At 35.7% G+C, this 23,083-nt stretch carries 15 protein-coding genes; 11 read left to right on the top strand and 4 right to left on the bottom strand.

Going from position 1 to position 23,083, the window contains the following annotated elements:
- Positions 1-32: 32 nt before the first annotated feature.
- The 4 genes from HM987_RS02135 to HM987_RS02120 form a co-directional block, all read right to left on the bottom strand.
- Entirely contained in the window at positions 33-1,514 is a 1,482-nt protein-coding gene (locus HM987_RS02135) for a RagB/SusD family nutrient uptake outer membrane protein (RefSeq protein ID WP_229719294.1), read from the bottom strand.
- A 12-nt stretch (positions 1,515-1,526) separates the two neighbouring features.
- A complete protein-coding gene (locus tag HM987_RS02130) occupies positions 1,527-4,556 on the bottom strand; it encodes a SusC/RagA family TonB-linked outer membrane protein (RefSeq protein WP_179004799.1) in 3,030 nt (1,009 codons plus the stop codon).
- A 251-nt stretch (positions 4,557-4,807) separates the two neighbouring features.
- A complete protein-coding gene (locus tag HM987_RS02125; protein WP_229724565.1) occupies positions 4,808-7,507 on the bottom strand; it encodes a helix-turn-helix and ligand-binding sensor domain-containing protein in 2,700 nt (899 codons plus the stop codon).
- Positions 7,508-7,737: 230 nt separating this feature from the next.
- On the bottom strand, positions 7,738-8,337 hold the full coding sequence (locus HM987_RS02120; RefSeq protein ID WP_229724563.1) for a fasciclin domain-containing protein: 600 nt from the start codon (positions 8,335-8,337) through the stop codon (positions 7,738-7,740).
- 381 nt (positions 8,338-8,718) lie between these two features.
- Here HM987_RS02120 and ilvD point away from each other — a divergent pair, with 381 nt between their 5' ends.
- The 11 genes from ilvD (at position 8,719) to HM987_RS02065 (ending at position 23,075) form a co-directional block, all read left to right on the top strand.
- Entirely contained in the window at positions 8,719-10,398 is a 1,680-nt protein-coding gene (gene ilvD, locus HM987_RS02115; protein WP_179004795.1) for a dihydroxy-acid dehydratase, read from the top strand.
- Positions 10,399-10,561: 163 nt separating this feature from the next.
- On the top strand, positions 10,562-12,295 hold the full coding sequence (gene ilvB, locus HM987_RS02110; RefSeq protein WP_179004793.1) for a biosynthetic-type acetolactate synthase large subunit: 1,734 nt from the start codon (positions 10,562-10,564) through the stop codon (positions 12,293-12,295).
- A 173-nt stretch (positions 12,296-12,468) separates the two neighbouring features.
- Entirely contained in the window at positions 12,469-12,996 is a 528-nt protein-coding gene (gene ilvN, locus HM987_RS02105) for an acetolactate synthase small subunit (protein ID WP_179004791.1), read from the top strand.
- Between the two features lie 163 nt (positions 12,997-13,159).
- Complete coding sequence (gene ilvC, locus HM987_RS02100) at positions 13,160-14,659, top strand: ketol-acid reductoisomerase (RefSeq protein WP_179004789.1); 1,500 nt, start codon at positions 13,160-13,162, stop codon at positions 14,657-14,659.
- A 78-nt stretch (positions 14,660-14,737) separates the two neighbouring features.
- Positions 14,738-16,006, top strand: coding sequence for a threonine ammonia-lyase IlvA (ilvA, locus tag HM987_RS02095; RefSeq protein WP_179004787.1), 1,269 nt, complete (start codon positions 14,738-14,740; stop codon positions 16,004-16,006).
- Positions 16,007-16,077: 71 nt separating this feature from the next.
- Positions 16,078-17,670 (top strand): NADP-dependent glyceraldehyde-3-phosphate dehydrogenase, encoded by a 1,593-nt coding sequence (locus tag HM987_RS02090; RefSeq protein WP_179004785.1) that lies wholly within the window; start codon positions 16,078-16,080, stop codon positions 17,668-17,670.
- A 425-nt stretch (positions 17,671-18,095) separates the two neighbouring features.
- Entirely contained in the window at positions 18,096-18,725 is a 630-nt protein-coding gene (locus tag HM987_RS02085; protein WP_179004783.1) for a GNAT family N-acetyltransferase, read from the top strand.
- Between the two features lie 34 nt (positions 18,726-18,759).
- Entirely contained in the window at positions 18,760-19,965 is a 1,206-nt protein-coding gene (locus HM987_RS02080) for an argininosuccinate synthase (protein ID WP_179009827.1), read from the top strand.
- On the top strand, positions 19,962-20,939 hold the full coding sequence (gene argC / locus HM987_RS02075) for an N-acetyl-gamma-glutamyl-phosphate reductase (RefSeq protein ID WP_179004781.1): 978 nt from the start codon (positions 19,962-19,964) through the stop codon (positions 20,937-20,939). Before HM987_RS02080 ends, argC begins: the two co-directional genes overlap by 4 nt.
- 102 nt (positions 20,940-21,041) lie before the next feature.
- Positions 21,042-21,842, top strand: coding sequence for a pyrroline-5-carboxylate reductase (proC, locus tag HM987_RS02070; RefSeq protein ID WP_179004779.1), 801 nt, complete (start codon positions 21,042-21,044; stop codon positions 21,840-21,842).
- A 99-nt stretch (positions 21,843-21,941) separates the two neighbouring features.
- Positions 21,942-23,075: an aspartate aminotransferase family protein gene (locus tag HM987_RS02065; protein WP_179004777.1), complete on the top strand. Its 1,134-nt coding sequence runs from the start codon at positions 21,942-21,944 to the stop codon at positions 23,073-23,075.
- Positions 23,076-23,083: the final 8 nt, after the last annotated feature.

The following is a 23,083-nucleotide window of genomic DNA, read 5'->3' as shown; positions in this document are numbered from 1 at the left end:
TCTATGCTTTTTATTTGTTATAATGATATTAATTAGTAATCAGGATTTTGAACAATTACTCCACCTGATTGATCAATGGCATCTTGAGGAATTGGATACAATGCATGCTTAGGCAAATAACCCAAACTCCCTAATACTGAAGACGCATCTCCCCATCGAACCAAATCGTAAAATCGATACTCTTCTAATGCAAATTCCACTCGTCTTTCTTGCTTAATGGCATCTCTCAAAGCACTTTGAGAATTGGCAGACGTATTTGGAAGTCCAGCTCTTGTACGAACCTGATTTATAAGATTAGCTACCTCAGTTGAAGAAGCTAATCCAGATTCGTTACCAGCTTCTGCAGCCATAAGAAGAATATCTGCATATCTAAAGATTTTAATATTCTCCCACCTGTTACCGTTTACTCCTAAATCTGAACGAATACTTTCATCGGTATAAGCTTTTTTGTTCCAATATGGCTGAGCCAATGGCGGAAAATCTGGTAAAGTACCGCCACCAAAGCCTCCATCGTCTTGACCAGACTCTAAAATTGTATTGGCTTTTCTTAAATCACCAGGTTCAAAAGCATCTACGAGATTTTGTGTGGGTACATTAAAGCCCCAACCTAAGTTCCAATCACCAGTTCCCCTGACGCCTTGTGAAATAAAATAGTTATTGTTAAACTGGTCGCCGTTATCGGTTATAGTTTGTTGAATTTCAAAAATAGAACCAACACCGTTATTACCTTCCCTTTCAAACAAATTTACCAAACTAGGGTCCAACATATAAACCCCTGAATCAATGACCTCCATACATTTATTATACGCATTTGACCAATCTTCTTTATACAGATACAATTTCGCTAATAGTGATTTTGCAAAACCTGAAGTTGCTCTTCCAGGGTAATTTGGCCACGTAAGTGGTAGGTTTTCTTCGGCAATCATCAAATCTGCAATGACAAAGTTATCTATCTCTGCTATAGAAGATTTTGGTGCAAAGGCATCTGAAGGTACATCGATAGTAACCGTTATTATAGGAACTTCACCATAATCTCTTCTAAGTTCAAAATACATTAATGCTCTTATCGCCCTTGCCTCTGCTTCATTTATAAGACTTCCTTCGTCTGTAGACCCAGATTCTTGTACATTATTAATAACCTCGTTACATGCGAAAATAACCTCATAATGAGAATTCCACCAACCTGTACTTAACCCGTTTGTAGCGATATACTGGAAATCGTTGAATGCGGTGCCATTGGCCGCCGAATCACCATCTGTGCTACCCTTTTTAGCATCATCTGATCTAATGCTTCCAAACCAGTATCTGTTCCAAGTTCCTATATTAGTGGTTCTCGTTAAGGAATAAATTCCAAATACGGCAGCTTCTTCGCCACCGACACCTAATTCTTCATTATTTGCTACTTCGCCTTGTGGTAACCTGTCCAAAAAGTCATCTTGACAAGAAAAAGAAACTGTCAGCAAAGCTATTAAGCACAGCACTTTAAGTTTTGACATACGTTTTATATTTTTCATAATAATTTTTTTTTAGAATGTTAAATTTACACCAACAGTCGATATAATAGGTAATGGATAACCACTAGTATCAACACCAAAAGATGTTGGAGAACCTCCAGCCTCTGGCGTAAAACCAGATGTATCTGACCAAGTATATAAATTCTGGACGTTAGCATATATTTTCACTTGTTGTAATTTCAACTTTTCGAGCAACTTATTTTGAAGCGTGTAACCCAATTGAATATTTCGTAATCTTATGTAGCTACCGTCTTCAATCATATAAGTCGACGGTAAACTGTTATACTCTGTAGAAAACAGCCTTGGTTCCCAATTCGAAGTTCCTGAACCATTCCATCTGCCAGCTCTTTCTGTTCGAAAATTAAATTGGGTGAAAGAATTTCCATTACCCCAATTACGGTAGATCTCATTTCCATATACGCCTTGAAAATCCATACCTAAAGTAAAATTCTTATATTTAAGGTTGAGATAAAAACCATATGTAAAGTCTGGAGTTGGATTTCCTATTTTGGTTCTATCATCTGGGGTTATCTCACCGTCACCGTTAACATCCCTATATTTAAAATCACCTGGCGCATAACTACCTAAGGTACTCGGCGGTAGTGCAGCGATGTCTGCATTAGATTGATAAATACCATCTACAATGTAGCCATAGAAGCTCCCTATCGGTTGTCCTGTAATAGTTCTAGAGGCAGAACCATTGGCAAATATTGCAGCATCTTCAAAAGTAGATAACACTTCGTTATTTACCGTTGTAAGGTTACCACCAATGGAATAACTAAAATTATCATTAAATTCATCACTCCAAGAAGTTTCAAACTCGAATCCCTTATTACTAATCTCGCCAAAATTATCAAAAAATGTTTGGACACCTGTGTCAACAAAAACTAATAAATTTTCAGTTTTCCGATTGTAGTAAGTAGCATTAAAAGTTAATCTATAATCTAACCATGTGGATTCAAAACCTGCTTCCCACATATTTACGGTTTCCCATTGTAAATTTGGATTCTCCTCAAACTTTTGAATAAAACCTGGAAAAACCTGATCTCCAAAAACCGCAGTAGCACCTTGGCTTACCCCAGGATAATAGGGATAATTGGTACCACCTGGCAAAGCTTGATTTCCTAATTCACCAATAGACCCCTTTAATTTCAAATTGTTCAAACTACTAAAATTATCCATAAATCCTTCCTCAGTAACCAACCAACCAGCACCAACAGACCAAAAGTTCTGTGCTCTGTTATCAGGAGCCAACTGGGAAGTAGCGTCTCTACGATAAGAGGTGTTCAATAAATACTTTCCATCATAATTATACAACACCCTAGCTAAAAATGATGACGTTGCCCTCTCTGATTGACTTGAATTGGAAGTTCTAGTTGAAGGATCCCCATAAGGGAAAACATTAAGATACCAAAACCTTGAATCATCAGGGATGATACCTACTGCAGAATTAGGATCGTGTGCCACGCTACCTGAAATGCTTTCGAAAGCAGTTTGAGTAGTTGTAAAACCTGTCACTGCGTTAACATCGTGTTTTCCGAATTCTTTTTTGAAGGTCAACAAATATTCTTGCTGAAAATTAAATACTACTGTACTCGATTGGTTTACCCTTGTTATTTGATTTCCATTAAAATTATCAATTTCATCCGTTTCAGATACATATATTGGAACAATAGGCGTGTAGGCTCTACCCTTAAAATTATTATAGTCGCCATATATATTAGCTCTAAAATTAAAGTGCTTAAGAAAATCCACTTCTGCAAACAGGCTTCCTACAAAACGATACCGCTCACCAATATTTTTGTTTTTAGTTACATTTGCAACCAATGCGGGATTTCCAATTTGAGGTCCACCAATTTGTATAGGTAATTGGTTATACAACCCGTTGAATTCTGGTCGATCGTCAAAATGTATAGGATCAACAATAGGAGTTGCATTCAATGCGGATCCAAAACCACCTGTATTTGGCAGTTTGTCTTGTAAACCATTGATAGTTAAACCCATCCTAAAACTATCAGTTATCTTATATTCATTATTCAGGTTAAAGGTAATTCTTTGTAATTCCTCATCCTTAACAAGCCCCTCTTCTAAACGATAGCCCAGCCCAAAAGACAGGGAATTTTTTTCCGTAGCATTTTGGATACTTAAATTATTTGTTTGTATAAATGCTGACTTGTTTGAAATTGTATCCACCCAGTCGGTATCTCCAGTAAACTCATCATAATATGAAAAAGGTGCCACTCCTTCATTCACCAATTGTTCATCATAAAGTTGTCTAAACAGAGCTGCATCAGCCATATCTGGTGCATCCGTAATATTTTTAACCCCTATTGAAGATGTAAAATTTAAAGTAAATTCGCCATTTTTAGCTCTTTTCGTAGTCACAATTATAACGCCATTTGCACCTCTTACACCAAAGATTGCTAAAGATGAAGCGTCTTTTAAAACCTCAATGGACTCAATGTCATTTGGGTTTACAAAGTCTATGTTATCTGCAAATATACCATCCACAACAAATAATGGACTTACATTATATCTACTACTTGTACCTCTAATCCTTATATCTGGATTTTGACCAAGTTGTCCAGAATTTACTACTGATAACCCAGAAACCTTACCTTGAAGGGATGCTAAAGGGTTACTAGCAGGTTTGTCCGCGACCTCTTCCCCATTGACACTTGAGATAGAACCTGTTAAGTCCCGTTTTTTTGCAGTTCCATAACCAACCACAACAACCTCGTTCAATGAGGCAACATCATCCTTAAGGATAATATTAATTTCTGTTTGATCTTCAACCGTAACCGTTTGTGCTAAAAAACCCACATAACTGAATTCAATTTGTTCACCACGACTGACTTGAATAGTGTATTTACCATCAAAGTCAGTAGAAGTTCCCCTACTTGTTCCTTGAACAATGACATTCACACCTGGCAATGGCATTCCATCACTTTCACTTGTTACAACTCCATTGACCTCAATCTGCTGGGCAATAGCACAAATTGAAAAAAAGAGCATCAACAATAGACTGATTTTTGTTTTCATAAAAATTGATTAATTATTTGATTAATTTGTTAGTTTATTTACAAGCCCAAGTTATAATCTTATGTCAATTTAAGTTAACATCCATTTACATTTTAAATACGCCATTAGGTATGTAGAAGGTTAAGAAATGTTAAGAAAACTCGTTTTGACGTACTATAAAGCTATAAAAAAAACGTTGTAGTCGAAAGAAAATTAACAGAATGACGTAATAATGACGTAGTAAAAAACAAGAAATTGGTAAGAAAATGTGTTTAAATTTTAATATTTAACAAATAATCCACTAAAGAAATATCATTTTCTAAATCTAATTTCTTTTTCAATCGATATCTGTGGGTTTCAACACCTCTTATTGAGATATTCATAAGTGGCGCAATTTCCTTAGAGGATAAATTCATTTTAATGTAGGCGCAAATCTTTAAATCCTTCGGAGTCAATTTTGAATGCTTGGCCTTTAATAATTCGAAAAACTCATCGTGCACTTGGCTGAAATTATTTTCAAAGACTTCCCATTCGTCCTTGTGCAAAATGGAATTGTCTAACTTTTTTAACAGTTTTTTAAAGACGTAGTAGTTATTAAACCCATCTTTATTGACAGTAAGTTCTTTTTTAATATCTTGTAAGGTTTCGTTTTTCTTAACTAAAGCCATAGCGTTATTCGCCAACTGCTTACTTTTAAGTTTTATTTCGTTCTGTAAGGATTCATTTTTAAGTTGCACAATTTGCTTCTCATTTTCTAATGTTTTTTCCCTTAATAACTTTTGCTGCTCCCTTTGATATTTAATTTTGATGAGCCGCTGTTCTTTCGCAATTTTTTTATGGTGCATGGCATAAAATACCAGCACGAGAGCCAAGCCCAATATTAAATACAGTAAAAAACCCCATATATCTCGGTACCAAGGTGGCAAAATCTCTATCATTAATGTTTGACTAGGGGACATATTGCCCGAAATGTCACTGGCCCGAAAATCAATGGTATAATCACCATCTTTCAGACTTGAAAAATCAATTGTATTGCCATCAACTCTATACCACAAATCATTAATTTCGGAAATATTATACTCAAAAAAATGATTTTTTGAATTAGGAGAGGACAACGCAACCATCATATTTTTTCCATACTTAAAACTCACCCCTTCCGAAGTTACATTTGAAATGTTGATGCGCTCATTTTCTATAAAAACTGCATCTATACTCGGTTTATTTAGATTTATGGTGGATTTGGAATTCCCATTGACAATCATTAAACCGTTATCCAAATTTAAAGCATAAATAGAATCCTTTAGTTTAGAAACATTTTCATATCCTACTACATATCTATTTTTCAAAAATCCGTCGCTTAAAACCAAGTCCTCATCACTTGAGAACGATTTGAAATTAATAGAACCATTTTTATTCTTTATAGCAAAAAGCGAGGCATCTTCTTCTGAAATGATGTAGTTTTCTTTTCCTAATTTTTCGTTGAGCAGCTTTGATGGAACTATAGAATCTAAAATAGGTTCATACTTCTGCCAACCTTCATTCGTTTTAAAAGTTATAATGTTCTTTATATTATAAACCCTAACATTATAATTTGAATTTATACCTTTATCTTGGTAATTCTTGATACTAATAATGGTATCATAATTAGTATCAAATCTAACCCTATATATGCCCTTTGTGGCATGAGCTACCCAAGCAGTAGAGGCGTTTTCAAACACCAAGAATCGAGACGGAATTGTAGTTTCACCAAGGTGTTTTGCGCTCCATTCGCCAAGTACCTTTTCAAATTTCACAAGTCCTGAATAAGTACCTTGTATATAGGTATGGTTCTTTTCTGGTATTTTTTTAATGGTATAACCTCCCGTATGGCTAGAAATCAATTCAAGTTTATCCTTATTCACCAAAAATGTACCTTCATTATGACCACATAAAAGATCACCTTCTAAAATCTTTAAGTCCCAGACTTGACCTTGGGAACCCTCTAGAAATTCTAATTTATCATTGGCATTTAACCAAAAAAGACCGGTGTTGGTTCCAATATAAATGACATTTTGATATTCTATAATATCGTAAACCGCACCCAATTTACCCGAAACATCGTTAAAAAAATAATTGCTACTGTTGAGCTCTATGTTGGCAATACCATTATCTAAACCCAGCCAAAGATTATCTGATTCATCTAATGTTTGACCCAAAACAGTATTATTTAACAACCCATTTTCCTTGCTGACATGAAATTCTAATTTTCCCTTAGCATCGGTTAAAAAAACGCCGTCTTTAATGGTGCCAAATACCATTTTCCCATTTCTTAATTTTGAGAACGTATTTAGCTGATGTAATTTTATAGGTTCGTTGATTTCAAATTTAGTCGGCGTAAGTTTTCTGTTTTTTAAGAAAAAACTTCCTTTCAACGACGTCATTAAAAGGAGGTTGCCTTGGTATTTATCAATAGAAATAATTTTAGTGTCGAGCAGAGAATCATCGAAATAAAACGGTTCCAACCCATTGTCTTTCAATAAAAATATACCTTTATTTAATGTGCTTACATATAGCTTATCTTCAACTACACTGCAAGAAATTACTATAGACTCTGGTTTTAAAAGTGTTACGTTTTTATAATCGTATATGTATATATTTAAGAAGGAGCGAAAAATAATTTTGTCGTTAAATTTTACAATTTCCCAAATTTCTTCATTTGGGGAAATTAAATCCACTATCGAATCGCTTAGGGAATAATATCTTAGTAAACCGAAATTGTCTCGTTTCCAATATCCGAATTCCTCGTAAGATCCTGTATAGACCACATCATCTTCTGCTAAAACCGATCTAACCGTGGTTTTATTCGGTAATTGATAAAACTTCCAAATTAAGGCGTCATATTCTAATAAGCCGCTATGATTTGCAACATAAACCCTACCATCTTTAGCTCTAGAAATATCCCAGTTTTGGTTACCTGCTTTATACTCTGCCAATGTATAATTGTGTACACTAGGTGAGAATTGGCCGAAACATTCCGATGAAAAAATAAAGCATAATAGTAAAAAAGATAAACACTTATTCATCTTGAAATAACACATAAATTTTTAATGAAATTGTTTAAAATTAACAATTTGATCCAAAGCTACGCATCTTATTCTTAAAATCCGACCATAAAAAAAGGCTCAACCAAAGTTGAACCTTTATGAACTATAAGTTCTGTTTGTTACTTTTTAGCCATTAACACATCATTAATAATGTAAACAATACCATTTGATGCATCAACATTGCCTTGAACAACTTGAGATTTTTCTCCTCTAGAATCTTTAATCACAAACTGATCTCCATCCATCATCGCCGTTAATTCTTCTCCAGCAACGGTTTTAAAAGTATACTTTCCTTTTGCACCTTTAATAGCTGCCATCATTTCATCTGAGGTTATTTTTCCTGATACAACATGGTATTGCAAAACACTTTGAAGTGTTTCTTTGTTTTCAGGCTTCAATAAGTTGTCTACTGTACCTTTTGGTAATTTTTCAAATGCATTATTAGAAGGTGCAAAAACAGTATAATCGCCAGGCTCGGATAGCATATTTGCCAAATCTGCAGCTTTTAAGGCAGCTACTAAAGTAGATAGATCTTCATTAGCCATTGCTTTTCCTGCTATACTGTTCTTCATCTCCATAGCTTTCTTCTCTTCCTCCATCTTTTTCATTTCCAAGTCTTTTTGCTCCTTGGCCTCTATCTCCATTTTTTCAGCTTCCATCTTCATTCGCTCCGCTTCTTTTTTACCATCATCACAGGCAGTTATTACTACGAATAGCATACACATCACTGTTCCTAATATTTTATTCATTCTAAATTTCATAATATAAATATTTATTGGTTATACTATATATACGGCAATACCGACCTTTGGATTTAGATGATGATGGGTTTAATATAACTTTAACAAAAATTAGACTTCCAATTTAAGTAGTGTTTAAAACGCTAAAAGCAATTTCTATCCGAAAATTTAACACATTTGAACATCATATTTATTTAGACCTAAAGTACTAATTTTCAAGTACTTAATGTGTTTCTATTATAATTGGATTTAGATTAAGAAAAAGAAAGTTATAAACGAAACATTCCATATCAAGTAATTTAGTTTCTGCAAATCAATTTTGTGTCACATTAAGCACAGTCGAAATGCCTAAATAAAACTATGAATCAAATAAACAAATACAGTAAAACGGTTACTCAAGATCCTACACAACCAGCGGCTCAAGCCATGTTGCATGCTATTGGATTAACAAAGGAAGATTTTTTTAAACCTATCGTCGGCATTGCAAGTACAGGTTATGAAGGCAATCCATGCAATATGCACCTTAACGACTTGGCAAAATTGGTTAAAGAAGGAACTAAGAATGAAGATATTGTCGGTTTGATTTTCAATACTATAGGTGTAAGTGACGGTATTTCTATGGGAACACCAGGAATGCGATACTCCCTGCCTTCTCGAGATATTATTGCAGATTCCATGGAAACCGTGGTACAAGCTATGAGTTATGATGGACTGGTCACAGTTGTTGGTTGCGACAAAAATATGCCAGGTGCTTTAATGGCGATGATACGATTGAATCGCCCTTCCATATTAGTGTATGGTGGCACTATAGACTCTGGTTGCCATAACGGTAAAAAATTAGATGTCGTCTCCGCTTTTGAAGCTTGGGGAAGCAAAGTTGCCGGAACCATGGAAGAAAGCGAATACCAAAGTATTGTTGAAAAAGCATGTCCAGGAGCAGGCGCCTGTGGAGGTATGTACACGGCAAATACTATGGCTTCTGCAATTGAAGCTTTGGGTATGACGTTGCCTTTCAACTCTTCAAATCCTGCATTAAGTGATGAAAAGAAACAAGAATCCGTTAGAGCTGGCGAAGCCTTACGTTTATTGTTGGAAAAGGATATAAAGCCTTCCGACATTATCACAAGAAAATCGCTTGAAAATGCTGTCCGTTTAGTAACCATCTTAGGTGGTTCTACAAATGCAGTATTACACTTTTTAGCCATAGCACGAGCTGCACAAATCGATTTTACATTAAAAGATTTTCAGAATATTAGTGACAACACACCATTTTTAGCCGATTTAAAACCAAGCGGTAAATATCTAATGGAAGATGTTCATGAGGTCGGTGGAATTCCTGCGGTACTAAAATATCTTTTGAAAAAAGGGTTGATTCATGGCGATTGTTTAACCGTTACAGGAAAAACTATCGCTGAAAATTTATTGGACGTTGACGACTTAAAAGAAGGACAAGATGTGATAAAACCCATTGAAGAGCCTATTAAAGTATCAGGACACTTAAGAATGCTCTATGGCAATTTAGCAACCGAAGGAAGCGTCGCTAAAATTACGGGTAAAGAAGGCTTATGTTTTAGAGGAAAGGCGAAAGTTTTTGAAGGGGAATATGCGGCAAATGACGGCATAAGAGATGGAAAAGTTGAAAAAGGAGATGTCGTTGTCATTAGATATGAAGGTCCAAAAGGTGGTCCTGGAATGCCTGAAATGCTAAAGCCAACGGCTGCTATTATGGGAGCTGGTCTAGGTAAAGATGTGGCTTTAATTACTGACGGAAGATTTTCAGGAGGCACCCACGGTTTTGTGGTAGGGCACATCACGCCAGAAGCACAAGAAGGTGGAACAATTGCTGTTGTTAAAGATGGAGATATCATTACCATTGATGCAGAAACCAATTCCATATCACTAGAAGTTTCTGAAGAAGAACTTCAAAAACGAAGAGAAAAATGGAAAGCGCCAGAATTAAAATTCGAACGTGGTGTTTTATATAAATATGCCAAAACAGTATCCTCAGCTTCAAAAGGCTGTGTAACTGATGAGTTTTAACAAATTCCTGCGAAGGCAGGAATCTCAACATCGAAAAAGCCAAAAGCTGAAAAAAAATAACAATAACGATCCTCAAGCGAAGCAAGAGGTAAAAGCAAAAATTAAGAGTAAGAGTAAGCACTCAATTTTCTTATCTCTTTTAAAAAACTAATCCATTAAAAATATGGACACAAAAACCATTCAAAATAACACTAAAGACACAGAAACTACTGAACGTATTTCTGGAAGCGAAGCAGTTATAAAATGCTTACTTGCTGAAGGTGTTGACATTCTCTACGGCTATCCAGGAGGTGCAATTATGCCAGTATATGATGAACTATATAAGTATCAAGATAAAATTCACCATGTCTTATCGCGCCACGAGCAAGGTGCTGCCCATGCTGCACAAGGTTATGCACGAATTTCTGGCAAAGTCGGTGTTGCTATGGCAACTTCTGGTCCAGGAGCGACTAATTTAATTACTGGAATTGCTGATGCACAAATAGATTCTACGCCTTTGGTTTGTATCACTGGTCAAGTAGGTTCGCATTTGTTGGGAAGTGATGCGTTTCAAGAAACTGATATCGTCGGGATTTCGACACCAGTGACCAAATGGAACCATCAAATTACTAAAGCTTCAGAAATTCCAGAAGTTTTCGCCAAAGCCTTTTACATCGCCAAAAGCGGACGACCAGGACCTGTTTTAATTGACATAACTAAAGATGCTCAAATCGAACTTTTCGATTTTAAATACAAAAAATGTAAAGGCGTAAGAAGTTACAAACCTGTTCCAGATACCGATGAAAATTCTCTCAAAGCTGCAGCAGAATTAATCAATAATGCCAAAAAACCACTAATAGTTTGGGGACAAGGTATTATTTTAGGCAAGGCGGAAGAAGAATTTAAAGCGGTTATTGAAAAAGCCGGAATTCCTTCGGCTTGGACCATTTTAGGGGCTTCGGCTATTCCAACGTCACACCCATTAAATGTAGGAATGGTTGGTATGCATGGTAATTATGCACCTAACGTTTTAACTAACGAATGTGATGTTTTAATAGCCATCGGCATGCGTTTCGACGATCGTGTTACAGGAAATTTAGAAACTTATGCAAAACAAGCAAAAATTGTTCATTTTGAAATTGATCCCGCGGAAGTCGATAAAAACGTAAAAACTGATATCGCTGTTCTTGGCGATGCTAAAACTAGTTTAACAGAGTTGTTACCATTACTACACCCGAATTCACACACAGATTGGCATCAAAAATTCAAGGATTTATATAAAATTGAATACGAAAAAGTTATTAAAAATGATTTGCATCCCACAAAGGAAGGTTTAACAATGGGCGAAGTGTTGAAAGAAATCAACATCCAGACCAAAGGCGAAGCAGCTATTGTCAGTGATGTTGGTCAGCACCAAATGATTGCTTGTCGTTATGCAGAATTCAACACAACTAAAAGCAATATCACTTCTGGTGGCTTAGGAACCATGGGATTTGCATTACCAGCAGCTATTGGAGCCAAAATGGCAGCGCCAGAACGGGAAGTAATTATGATTGCCGGCGATGGTGGTTACCAAATGAACATTCAAGAATTAGGAACCATCTTTCAGCAAAAAGTACCTGTAAAAATTGTGGTACTGAACAATGAATTTTTAGGTATGGTTCGGCAATGGCAACAACTCTTTTTTGAGAAACGCTACGCTTCAACAGAAATGGTAAATCCAGATTTTGTGGCCATTGCAAAAGGGTATCATATCGAAGCCCAAAAAGTGTCAGAGCGTAAAGATTTAAAAGCGGCTATAAAAGAAATGATTGATTGCAAAGGCCCTTATTTCTTAGAAGTTAGAGTTGAAAAGGAAGATAATGTTTTTCCAATGATTCCAACAGGAGCCAGTGTTTCAGATATAAGATTAGAATGATATGAGTCGTGAGTCGTGAGTCGTGAGTCGTGAAATAAAAAGTATTAAAATGGTTTAGAGACTAAACAATTAAAAAAAAGATAAATAATAGTAAATAATTTGAAATGAGATAAAGTCTATGTTCTAGATTCAATTATCTATTTTCTTCTTAAATCAACTATAATCTCAAAGTAATGAGCGAAAACAAACAATATACTGTTTCAATATATACGGAAAATAATATTGGATTGTTGAATAGAATTTCAGCAATTTTCCAAAGAAGACATATGAATGTTGAGAGTCTTAACACCTCGCCTTCTGAGATTGACGGCGTTTCAAGATTCACATTAGTAATTAATATTACAGAGTCTCAAATGAAAAAGATTATCGGTCAGATTGAAAAACAAGTTGAAGTCATCAAAGCTTTCTATCATACCGAAGATGAAATCATTTATCAAGAATCGTGTTTATTCAAAATTAAGTCTGAATTATTATTTGATGAACGTCAGATTCAGAATATCATCAAAGAAAGCAATGCCAGAATTGTAACCGTAAACAAAGAATTTTTTGCTATCGAAAAATCTGGAAGAAAAGAAGAAATAGATTTATTGTACAGGGAACTGTCTGTCTTTGGCATTATGCAATTTACGCGTTCAGGTAGAATTGCGGTGACAAAAGACGAAATGAAAATATCAACAATGCTTAAGGCATTTCAAGATTAATAAATTAGAGTCTAGAGCATAGACAGCTAGATTTTAGACACAAAAATTAGAAAGATCATAAATAAAAATAGATTTTATACAACAGGAAAGATTTCAAAATTTACCATAAATGAGTCTATATTCTAGTCGTCCATTTTCTATTATCCAAAAAAAAGAAAAAACAATGTCAAATTATTTTAACACATTACCATTAAGAGAACAATTAGAGCAATTGGGAAAGTGTCGTTTTATGGACGCTTCAGAATTTGAAGATGGCGTAAACGCTCTAAAAGGAAAGAAAATTGTCATCGTAGGTTGTGGAGCTCAAGGCCTTAACCAAGGATTGAACATGCGTGATTCGGGACTTGATATTTCGTATGCCTTAAGACAACAAGCCATTGATGAAAAGCGTGCCTCTTACAAAAATGCGACCGATAATGGATTTACTGTTGGGACTTATGAAGAATTAATTCCTACAGCAGATTTAGTATTAAACCTAACACCAGATAAACAACATACAAGCGTCGTAAAAGCTGTGATGCCTTTAATGAAAAAAGGCGCAACCTTAAGCTATTCGCACGGTTTCAACATTGTTGAAGAAGGTACAAAAATCCGTGAAGATTTAACCGTAATTATGGTCGCACCAAAGTGTCCCGGAACAGAAGTTAGGGAAGAATACAAACGTGGATTTGGTGTACCTACATTGACTGCTGTACACCCAGAAAATGATCCAGAAGGAAAAGGTTGGACACAAGCAAAAGCATACGCTGCAGCCACTGGAGGCCATAGAGCTGGAGTTTTGGAATCATCATTTATTGCTGAAGTGAAATCTGACTTAATGGGAGAACAGACCATTCTTTGTGGTCTGCTGCAAACAGGTGCTATTTTATCTTTTGACAAAATGGTCGAAGAAGGGATTGAACCTGGCTATGCTGCCAAATTAATTCAGTTCGGTTGGGAAACCATTACAGAAGCACTTAAACATGGTGGCATTACCAACATGATGGACCGTTTATCCAATCCTGCAAAAATTAAAGCTTATAACCTTTCCGAAGAATTGAAAGCAATTATGCGTCCATTATTTGAAAAGCATATGGACGATATTATTTCCGGTCATTTCTCAAAAACCATGATGGAAGATTGGGCCAATGATGATGTCAACTTATTAAAATGGAGAGAGGCAACAGGAGAAACCGCTTTTGAAAAAACAGAATTAACCTCAGATCATATTTCAGAACAAGAGTATTTTGATAACGGCGTTTTATTAGTAGCCTTCGTTAAATCTGGTGTGGAATTAGCCTTCGAAACCATGGTTGCCGCAGGTATTATTGAAGATTCTGCTTACTATGAATCTTTGCACGAGTTACCATTAATTGCAAACACCATCGCCAGAAAGAAATTATTCGAAATGAACCGCGTGATTTCAGATACGGCTGAATATGGTTGCTATTTATTTGACCATGCCTGTAAACCATTATTAAAGGAATTCATGACAACCGTTGACACCTCTATTATTGGAAAGCCATTTTCAAATTCAAATGGTGTTGACAATGTAGAGCTAATTGCCATCAACGATGCAATAAGAAACCATCCTATCGAAGCCGTAGGTCAGCGTTTACGTTCTGCAATGACAGCGATGAAAGTGATTAAAACTGAGGATGCCAAAACATCTGTTTTAGCCTAAATACTTCAGACCTGTCAAGTTTTAAAAACCTGACAGGTCTCATTAAAATAAGAAAGTCCCCTTTGGGGATTTAGGGGAATGAAAGAAACCAAAACCACATACAGACCAACATTAAAAGCTATTGAAGCTGCCGCTGAAAAACTAAACGGTGTGGCTTCGGTAACACCTTTAATTAAAAATGCGCGTTACTCAAAGCAATTTGATGCAAACGTTTATTTTAAAAGGGAGGACCTTCAACAAGTACGCTCCTATAAAATTAGAGGTGCTTATAATAGAATTTCGTCCTTAACCAGTGATCAAATTGAAAACGGAATTGTATGTGCTAGTGCAGGAAATCATGCACAAGGCGTGGCACTTTCATGTAAACTTTTAAAAATAAAAGGTACTATTTTTATGCCTTCACCAACACCTAATCAAAAAATTGAGCAGGTAAAAATGTTTGGCGAAGACTATGTGGATGTGGTTTTAATTGGAGATACTTTTGACGATGCTTACCATGCTGCGATGCAGCAAAGCGAAGAACTGAACAGAACATTTGTACATCCTTTTAATGACGAAAAAGTTATTGAAGGTCAGGCAACAGTTGGTTTAGAAATTATTGACCAAGCGAAAACGCATCCCATTCATTATGTTTTTGTGCCTGTTGGTGGTGGTGGATTAGCGGCTGGATTATCCTCAGTATTTAAGATTTTATCACCACAAACCAAAATTATCAGCGTAGAACCGAAAGGTGCTCCTGCAATGCTGAACTCCATCAGAAACAATAAAAATATCACTTTAAAGTCTATAGATAACTTTGTAGATGGTGCTGCTGTAAAACGTGTAGGTGATTTAAGCTTTGCCATTTGTAAAGAAACCTTACATCGTGTGGTTACGGTCGATGAAGGTAAAATTTGTCAGACAATTTTGGATCTTTATAATAAGGATGCCATCGTTGTAGAACCAGCAGGTGCTATGAGCCTTTGTGCGTTAGAGCAATTTAAAGATGAAATAAAAGGCAAGAATGTTGTTTGTGTTATTAGTGGAAGCAACAACGATATCACTCGAATGGCCGAGATCAAAGAACGCGCTCTTATTTACACCAATTTAAAACACTATTTCATCATTAAATTCCCGCAACGTGCAGGTGCTTTAAGAGAATTTGTTGTGGATATTTTAGGACCTACAGATGATATTACCCATTTTGAGTACACCAAAAAAGCCAATCGTGAAAATGATGTCGCGGTCGTAGGTTTACAATTAAAATCTCCTGAAGATTTGGACCCTCTCATTACCAAAATGAAGCTTCATAATGTCTTTGGAGATTACCTCAATGATAAGCCAGATTTATTTCAGTTTTTGGTATAGATTAACATAGACTTAACCGAATCAAAAAATGTTATTGGTATCTTTATTATTAATAGTTAAAATGAATAATTATGACTTCGACATTTGTGGAGATTCCAGAGCAATTTCAAATTAAAAATTTAGTTAACCAAGATACATATTTAATAGATGGAGGACTAATACCATGGCGAGGAGAAACTTCCAATGTGTATTCTACAATTTCATCTACTGAAGATTACAAGCCTACGCTTCTAGGGTCTATTCCAACTTTAGGAAAAAAAGAAGCTTTAAAGGCGTTGGATTCTGCGGTTTCCGCTTACAATAAAGGACAAGGGTTATGGCCAACCATGAAAGTTGTGGACAGAATTGCATGTATGGAAAAGTTTGTGACGCAAATGAAAACCAAACGTGAAGAAGTCGTCAAACTATTAATGTGGGAAATCGGCAAAAATCTTCCAGATTCAGAAAAGGAATTTGATAGAACAGTCGAGTATATCTACGATACCATTGAGGATTATAAACAAATGGATCGGAACAGCGCTAAATTTGAAAAAAATTCTGGCGTTAACGCTCATATTAGAAGAGGCCCTTTAGGCGTTGTTTTATGTTTAGGGCCTTATAATTACCCATTAAATGAAACTTTTGCACTATTGATTCCTGCTTTGATTATGGGAAATACAGCCATTTTCAAACCTGCAAAACACGGGGTTTTATTAATTTCACCTTTGTTGGAAGCGTTTAGGGATAGTTTTCCAAAAGGTGTTGTCAATATTATTTATGGACGTGGACGAACCGTTGCCGCACCAATTATGCAATCAGGAAAAGTGGATGTTTTAGCTTTAATAGGAAACAGTAAATCTGCGAATGCACTGCAGAATCAGCATCCAAAAAGTAATAGATTGCGTTTGGTTTTAGGGTTGGAAGCTAAAAACCCAGCGATAGTTTTACCAGATGCCGATTTGGATTTAGCTATTGAAGAATGTATTGCAGGAACGACCTCTTTCAACGGTCAGCGCTGTACAGCATTAAAAGTATTATATGTTCATGAAGACATTGTGGAAGAATTCAACAAACGCTTTGCTGCTAAAGTTGATGCTTTAAAATTCGGAAATCCTTGGGAAAATGGTGCAAAATTAACACCATTACCAGAACCGGATAAACCGCTCTATATTCAAGGACTTATTGATGACGCCACTGATAAAGGTGCAAAAGTGATTAACGAAAAAGGTGGAGAAACTACAGAAAACTATATTTTCCCTGCCGTTTTACATCCTGTTACGAAGGATATGCGGGTTTTTCAAGAAGAACAATTCGGCCCTGTAATTCCGGTCGTTCCGTTTTCAGACATTGAAGAGCCTTTAGACGATATGGCGGAATCTAATTATGGACAACAAGTGAGTTTGTTTGGTAAAGATGTAAAAACCTTGGCGCCATTGATTGATACACTCGTGAATTTGGTTTGTCGAGTAAATTTAAACAGTTCATGTCAACGTGGACCAGATGTATATCCATTTACAGGACGGAAAGATTCAGCCGTGGGAACATTAAGTGTACATGATGCTTTACGTTCTTTTTCAATCAGAACTTTCGTTGCTTCAAAAGACAACGATTATAATAATGCTATTTTAAAGGATTTAATGGATTCGAAAGCTTCTAATTTTGTGAGTACGGATTACATTCTTTAATGGAAAGGGATGGAAATCGCATATCAGTGAAATATTTACAGTTTAAATCGAAACAATTAAGAATTTCGTAAATATTTTAAAAAATGGATGATATTAAGGACATTATTAAATAATAATTCTAAATTTACAGTATGTTAATTCAAAGAAATAGAATTGAAAGACCCACACGCTTGTTCATCAACAGGCGACGTCGCTAATGGAGCTACTTTAAACCATTTAGTTAATCAATTTTAATTTTTCACATTGAACAATTCATCACATTTTTTTCCACTTTTAGTTTTAGTAATTTCATTTACTAAACGACCTACTTTGTGCTATAGTCGCAGTGTTCGCCCTTTTGGGTACGATTTACATTAGGAACTAAGGTGTGTCCAGTTCTTCATTCCAAAACAAAAAAAATTATATAATTAATAAAAACAATCACAATGAAAATTGTTATTGCTGACAAATCACATAGTATTTACGCAGAACTCATTTGCGAAACCATTGCAGAAGCTGCGAAAGTCCGAGGTACTGGTATTGCCAAACGAAAACCAGAGTATATCATTACAAAAATGGAAAATGGCAATGCCGTGATCGCTTTAGACGGCGATAAATTTGCAGGTTTCTGTTATATCGAAGCCTGGAGTCATGGTAAGTTTGTAGCCAATTCCGGACTCATCGTTCATCCCGATTTTAGAAATCAAGGGCTTGCCAAGAAAATAAAACAAGTGATTTTTGACCATTCAAGAACAAAATTTCCAGATTCTAAAATTTTCAGTATCACAACAGGATTGGCCGTTATGAAAATGAATAGTGAATTGGGTTACAAGCCTGTGACGTTTTCAGAATTAACAGATGATCAATCCTTCTGGAAAGGTTGCCAAACCTGCAAAAATTTCGATGTTTTAACAAGAACTGAACAAAAAATGTGCTTATGTACGGGTATGTTGTATGATCCTTCTAAAAAAGAAGCAGAAAGAAAGCATGAGCATAATTACGATAAAAAAGTATGGACGAGACTAAAACTTATTAAGCAAAACATGTTCCTAAAAAAAGATAATAATGAAAAATAATAATAATTCCGATGATTCTCTTCCCTTGGAAGAAATGTCGCATAGCGACAGAGAAGGAAAAAAGCTAGTCATAGCTTATAGTGGAGGATTGGACACATCCTATTGTGCTGTAAGTTTATCAAAAGCAGGTTACGATGTCCATGCCGTAAGTGTAAACACAGGTGGATTTACATCTGAAGAAATTAAAAACATTGAAAGTAATGCCTATAAAATGGGCGTTTCGACCTATAAAAATATTGATGCCATCGCCTCATATTATGACAAAGTCATCAAGTATTTAATCTTCGGAAATATCCTTAAAAACAACACCTATCCGTTGTCCGTTAGTGCTGAACGCATTATCCAAGCCATCGAAATTGTTCAATACGCCAAAAGTATCAATGCAAAATATATTGCACACGGCAGTACAGGCGCAGGAAATGACCAAGTACGTTTTGATATGATTTTTCAAACTTTAGCACCAGACATTGAAATCATTACGCCGATTAGAGACGGCAAATTAACCAGACAGCAAGAAATTGATTACCTCATTGAAAACGGAATAGACATGTCTTGGAACAAAGCTAAATATTCTATTAATAAAGGACTTTGGGGAACAAGTGTCGGTGGGGAAGAAACCTTAACTTCTGAAAAGCCATTACCAGATTCTGCTTATCCTTCTCAATTAAAACATTCAGACCCGGAAAAAGTAGTCTTATCATTTTCCAAAGGAGAATTAGCAGCTATTAATGGCATTGGAAATAATCCTGAAATCAATATCCAAGTCCTAAATAATCTGGCTTCAGCTTACGCTATCGGAAGGGATATCCATGTTGGAGATACTATTGTTGGTATCAAAGGACGTGTTGGTTTTGAAGCTGCAGCAGCGCTTATAACCATCAAAGCACATCATTTATTAGAAAAGCACACCTTAACCAAATGGCAACTGCAACATAAAGAGTATTTGTCGAGCTTTTACGGTATGCATTTGCATGAAGGCCAATATCTAGATCCTGTGATGCGAGACATAGAAGCTTTTTTACAAAGTAGTCAAGATAAAGTTTCGGGCGATGTAATTGTGACTTTGAAACCTTATCATTTTTCATTAGATGGCATTAAGTCTAAACACGATTTAATGAACGCCAAATTCGGAAGTTATGGCGAAGAAAATAAAGGTTGGACCGCAGAGGAAGCGAAAGGGTTTATTAAAATATTTGGCAATCAAAATAAGATATACCAGCAAGTAAATTCAGAATTATGATCAAAGCAGGTATCATTGGAGGTGCTGGTTACACCGCAGGAGAATTGATTAGATTATTAATCCACCACTCCAAAGTAGACATCAATTTTGTGTTCAGCACATCTAATGCGGGAAACAACGTCAGCAAGATACATCAAGACTTAATTGGTTCTACAGAGTTAGAATTTTCAAGTAAAATCAATCCTGATGTTGACGTCTTGTTTTTGTGCTTAGGTCATGGTAATTCAAAATCATTTTTAGAAGAAAACAGTTTTTCTCATGCAACAAAAATCATTGATTTAAGTAATGATTTCAGATTAACAAAAGATGAAGTTTTAAATGGAAAAACCTTTATTTATGGATTACCAGAACTGAACAAAGAAGCCATAAAGCAATCGATTTATATCGCTAATCCTGGTTGTTTTGCCACAGCAATTCAACTCGCCTTATTACCATTGGCAGAAGCAAAATTACTAAAAGACGATGTTCATGTGAATGCGGTAACAGGAGCCACAGGCGCTGGAACGTCATTATCGACGACCACGCATTTTACGTGGAGAGATAATAACTTTTCGCATTACAAGGCTTTTACACATCAGCATTTAGGAGAGATTAATCAGACCGTCAATCAATTACAATCTGATTTTAATTCTGACATCAACTTTATGCCTAACCGTGGTAACTTTTCAAGAGGAATTTTTGCTACGCTTTATACCAAATACGATGGAACACTTGAGGACGCCAAAGCATTATATTCCAAATTTTATAGAGATGCTGCTTTTACTTTTATATCGGATGAAGATATTCATCTAAAACAAGTCGTAAACACCAATAAATGTTTCCTGCATTTGCATAAACATGAAGATAAACTATTAGTAACTAGCATCATTGATAATTTATTAAAAGGCGCATCAGGACAAGCTGTTCAAAACATGAATTTAATGTACGGATTTAAGGAAACCGAAGGATTACAATTGAAAGCTAATTATTTTTAACATATACTCAGACCTGTTAGGTATAAATTAAGAGCGTAGTTGATATGCTTTTAGATAAAGAAAGTTTAATTAATAAGATAACCGCTGTCGCGGTCACTAAAGATGAAAATAGCAATCATAGGCACAGGAAATTTAGGAAAGTCCATAGCAAAAGGTTTAATTACTAACAATGCCATTACCACCTTATATCTAACCAAAAGAAATTTAGAAGGTATCAAGGAATTTGAAGGTTACAAAAATGTGCATTTAACTACAGACAATATCGAAGCCGTACAGCAATCCGATATATTAATTTTTGCAGTTCAGCCAGCACATTTTGAAAATATCTTAAAGGATATAAAATCACATTTAACGGAAAATCATGTATTAATTTCTACCATCACAGGCTTTCTGATTCCAAAAATTGAATCGCAAGTTGGTGAAGATAATTTTATTATTCGCGCTATGCCAAACACTGCGATTGCCGTTGGTAAATCGATGACATGTATGTGTAGTAATGAAAAAGGTAAAAAACGCATACCAATTGCAGAAGCTATTTTTAACAGATTGGGTCATACTTTAGCGATACCCGAATCTCAAATGCAAGCTGCAACTGTTGTTTGTGCCAGTGGCATAGCGTTTTGGATGCGATTGATTCGTGCCACAACCCAAGCCGCAATCCAATTAGGTTTTGATGCTAAAGAAGCTCAAGAATTAGCGATGTACACAAGTGAAGGCGCTGCCAATTTATTAATAACAAATGGACACCATCCAGAAGAAGAAATAGACCGCGTCACTACTCCAATGGGTTGCACCATTACGGGATTGAATGAAATGGAGCATAAAGGATTGAGTTCGTCTTTAATTCAAGGCATGGTGGCTTCGTTTAATAAGATTAGTAATATTAAAAAAGAGCAGATCTAACAGGATTTTCCTGCAAGGCCTTGGAGACCTTGTAGGTATAAGAGTTAAAAACATACCTACAAGGTTTTTTGAAACCTTGCAGGATAAAGAAATAACAATATGAGTTTATTCAATGTTTATCCATTATACGACATTACACCAGTAAGCGCAAAAGACGTTTATGTTTATGATGAAAAAGGTGTAGAATTTTTAGACCTGTATGGTGGACATGCCGTGATTTCAATTGGGCATTCCCACCCGAAATATGTTGCAGCTATTTCGGATCAAGTTAGTAAACTTGGCTTTTATAGCAATGCGATTCAAAATCCGAAGCAAGTTGAATTGGCAAATAAACTTGAAGCCTTATCTGGTTGTAAAGATTATCAATTATTTTTATGTAATTCGGGCGCAGAAGCCAATGAAAATGCTTTAAAGTTGGCCTCCTTTCATAATGGAAAAAAGAAAGTTTTAGCTTTTAAAAACTCATTTCATGGTAGAACTTCTGCTGCGGTTGCCGCCACCGACAACCCAAAGATTGTGGCACCCATCAATGCACAACAAGACGTTGATTTTGTGGAATTAGGCGATTTAGAGGGTGTAGAAACCATTTTAAAACAAAACGACACTTGTGCTGTTATTGTAGAATGTATTCAAGGTGTTGGTGGCTTAGACCAAAGTACCACAGCATTTTACAAAGGGCTAGAAACACTTTGCAAACAATATAACACAGTATTCATTGCAGACGAAGTACAATCTGGATTTGGTAGAACTGGCGACTTTTTTGCATTTCAAAAACATAACATTACTCCAGATATTATTTCTATCGCCAAAGGCATGGGCAATGGTTTCCCGGTTGGAGGAATTTTAATTCATCCATCGATTAAAGCCTCTTTTGGCTTATTAGGAACCACTTTTGGCGGCAACCATCTGGCATGCGTTGCAACTATTACGGTTTTAGACGTTTTGGAAGAAGAACAATTAATGGAAAATGCTAAAACTATGTCAGAATATTTTCAAGAGAAAGCAAAATCATTGCCTCAGTTAAAATCCATTAAAGGTCGTGGATTAATGCTGGGCTTGGAGTTCGATTTTCCAATTGCAGATTTACGTAAAAAGCTCATTTTTGACCATCACATATTTACAGGAAGTGCTAAAAATCCTAATCTAATTAGAATTCTTCCACCTTTAACGATTCAGAAAAAGCATATTGATGTATTTTTTGAAGCCACCTGCAAGGTTTTAAAAACCTTGTAGGTTTGAAC

The sequence above is a fragment of the Winogradskyella forsetii genome, assembly GCF_013394595.1.
Classification (GTDB): domain Bacteria; phylum Bacteroidota; class Bacteroidia; order Flavobacteriales; family Flavobacteriaceae; genus Winogradskyella; species Winogradskyella forsetii.
Note: the sequence above shows the minus strand (reverse complement) of the source record. Positions and strands in the feature narration are given on the sequence as shown.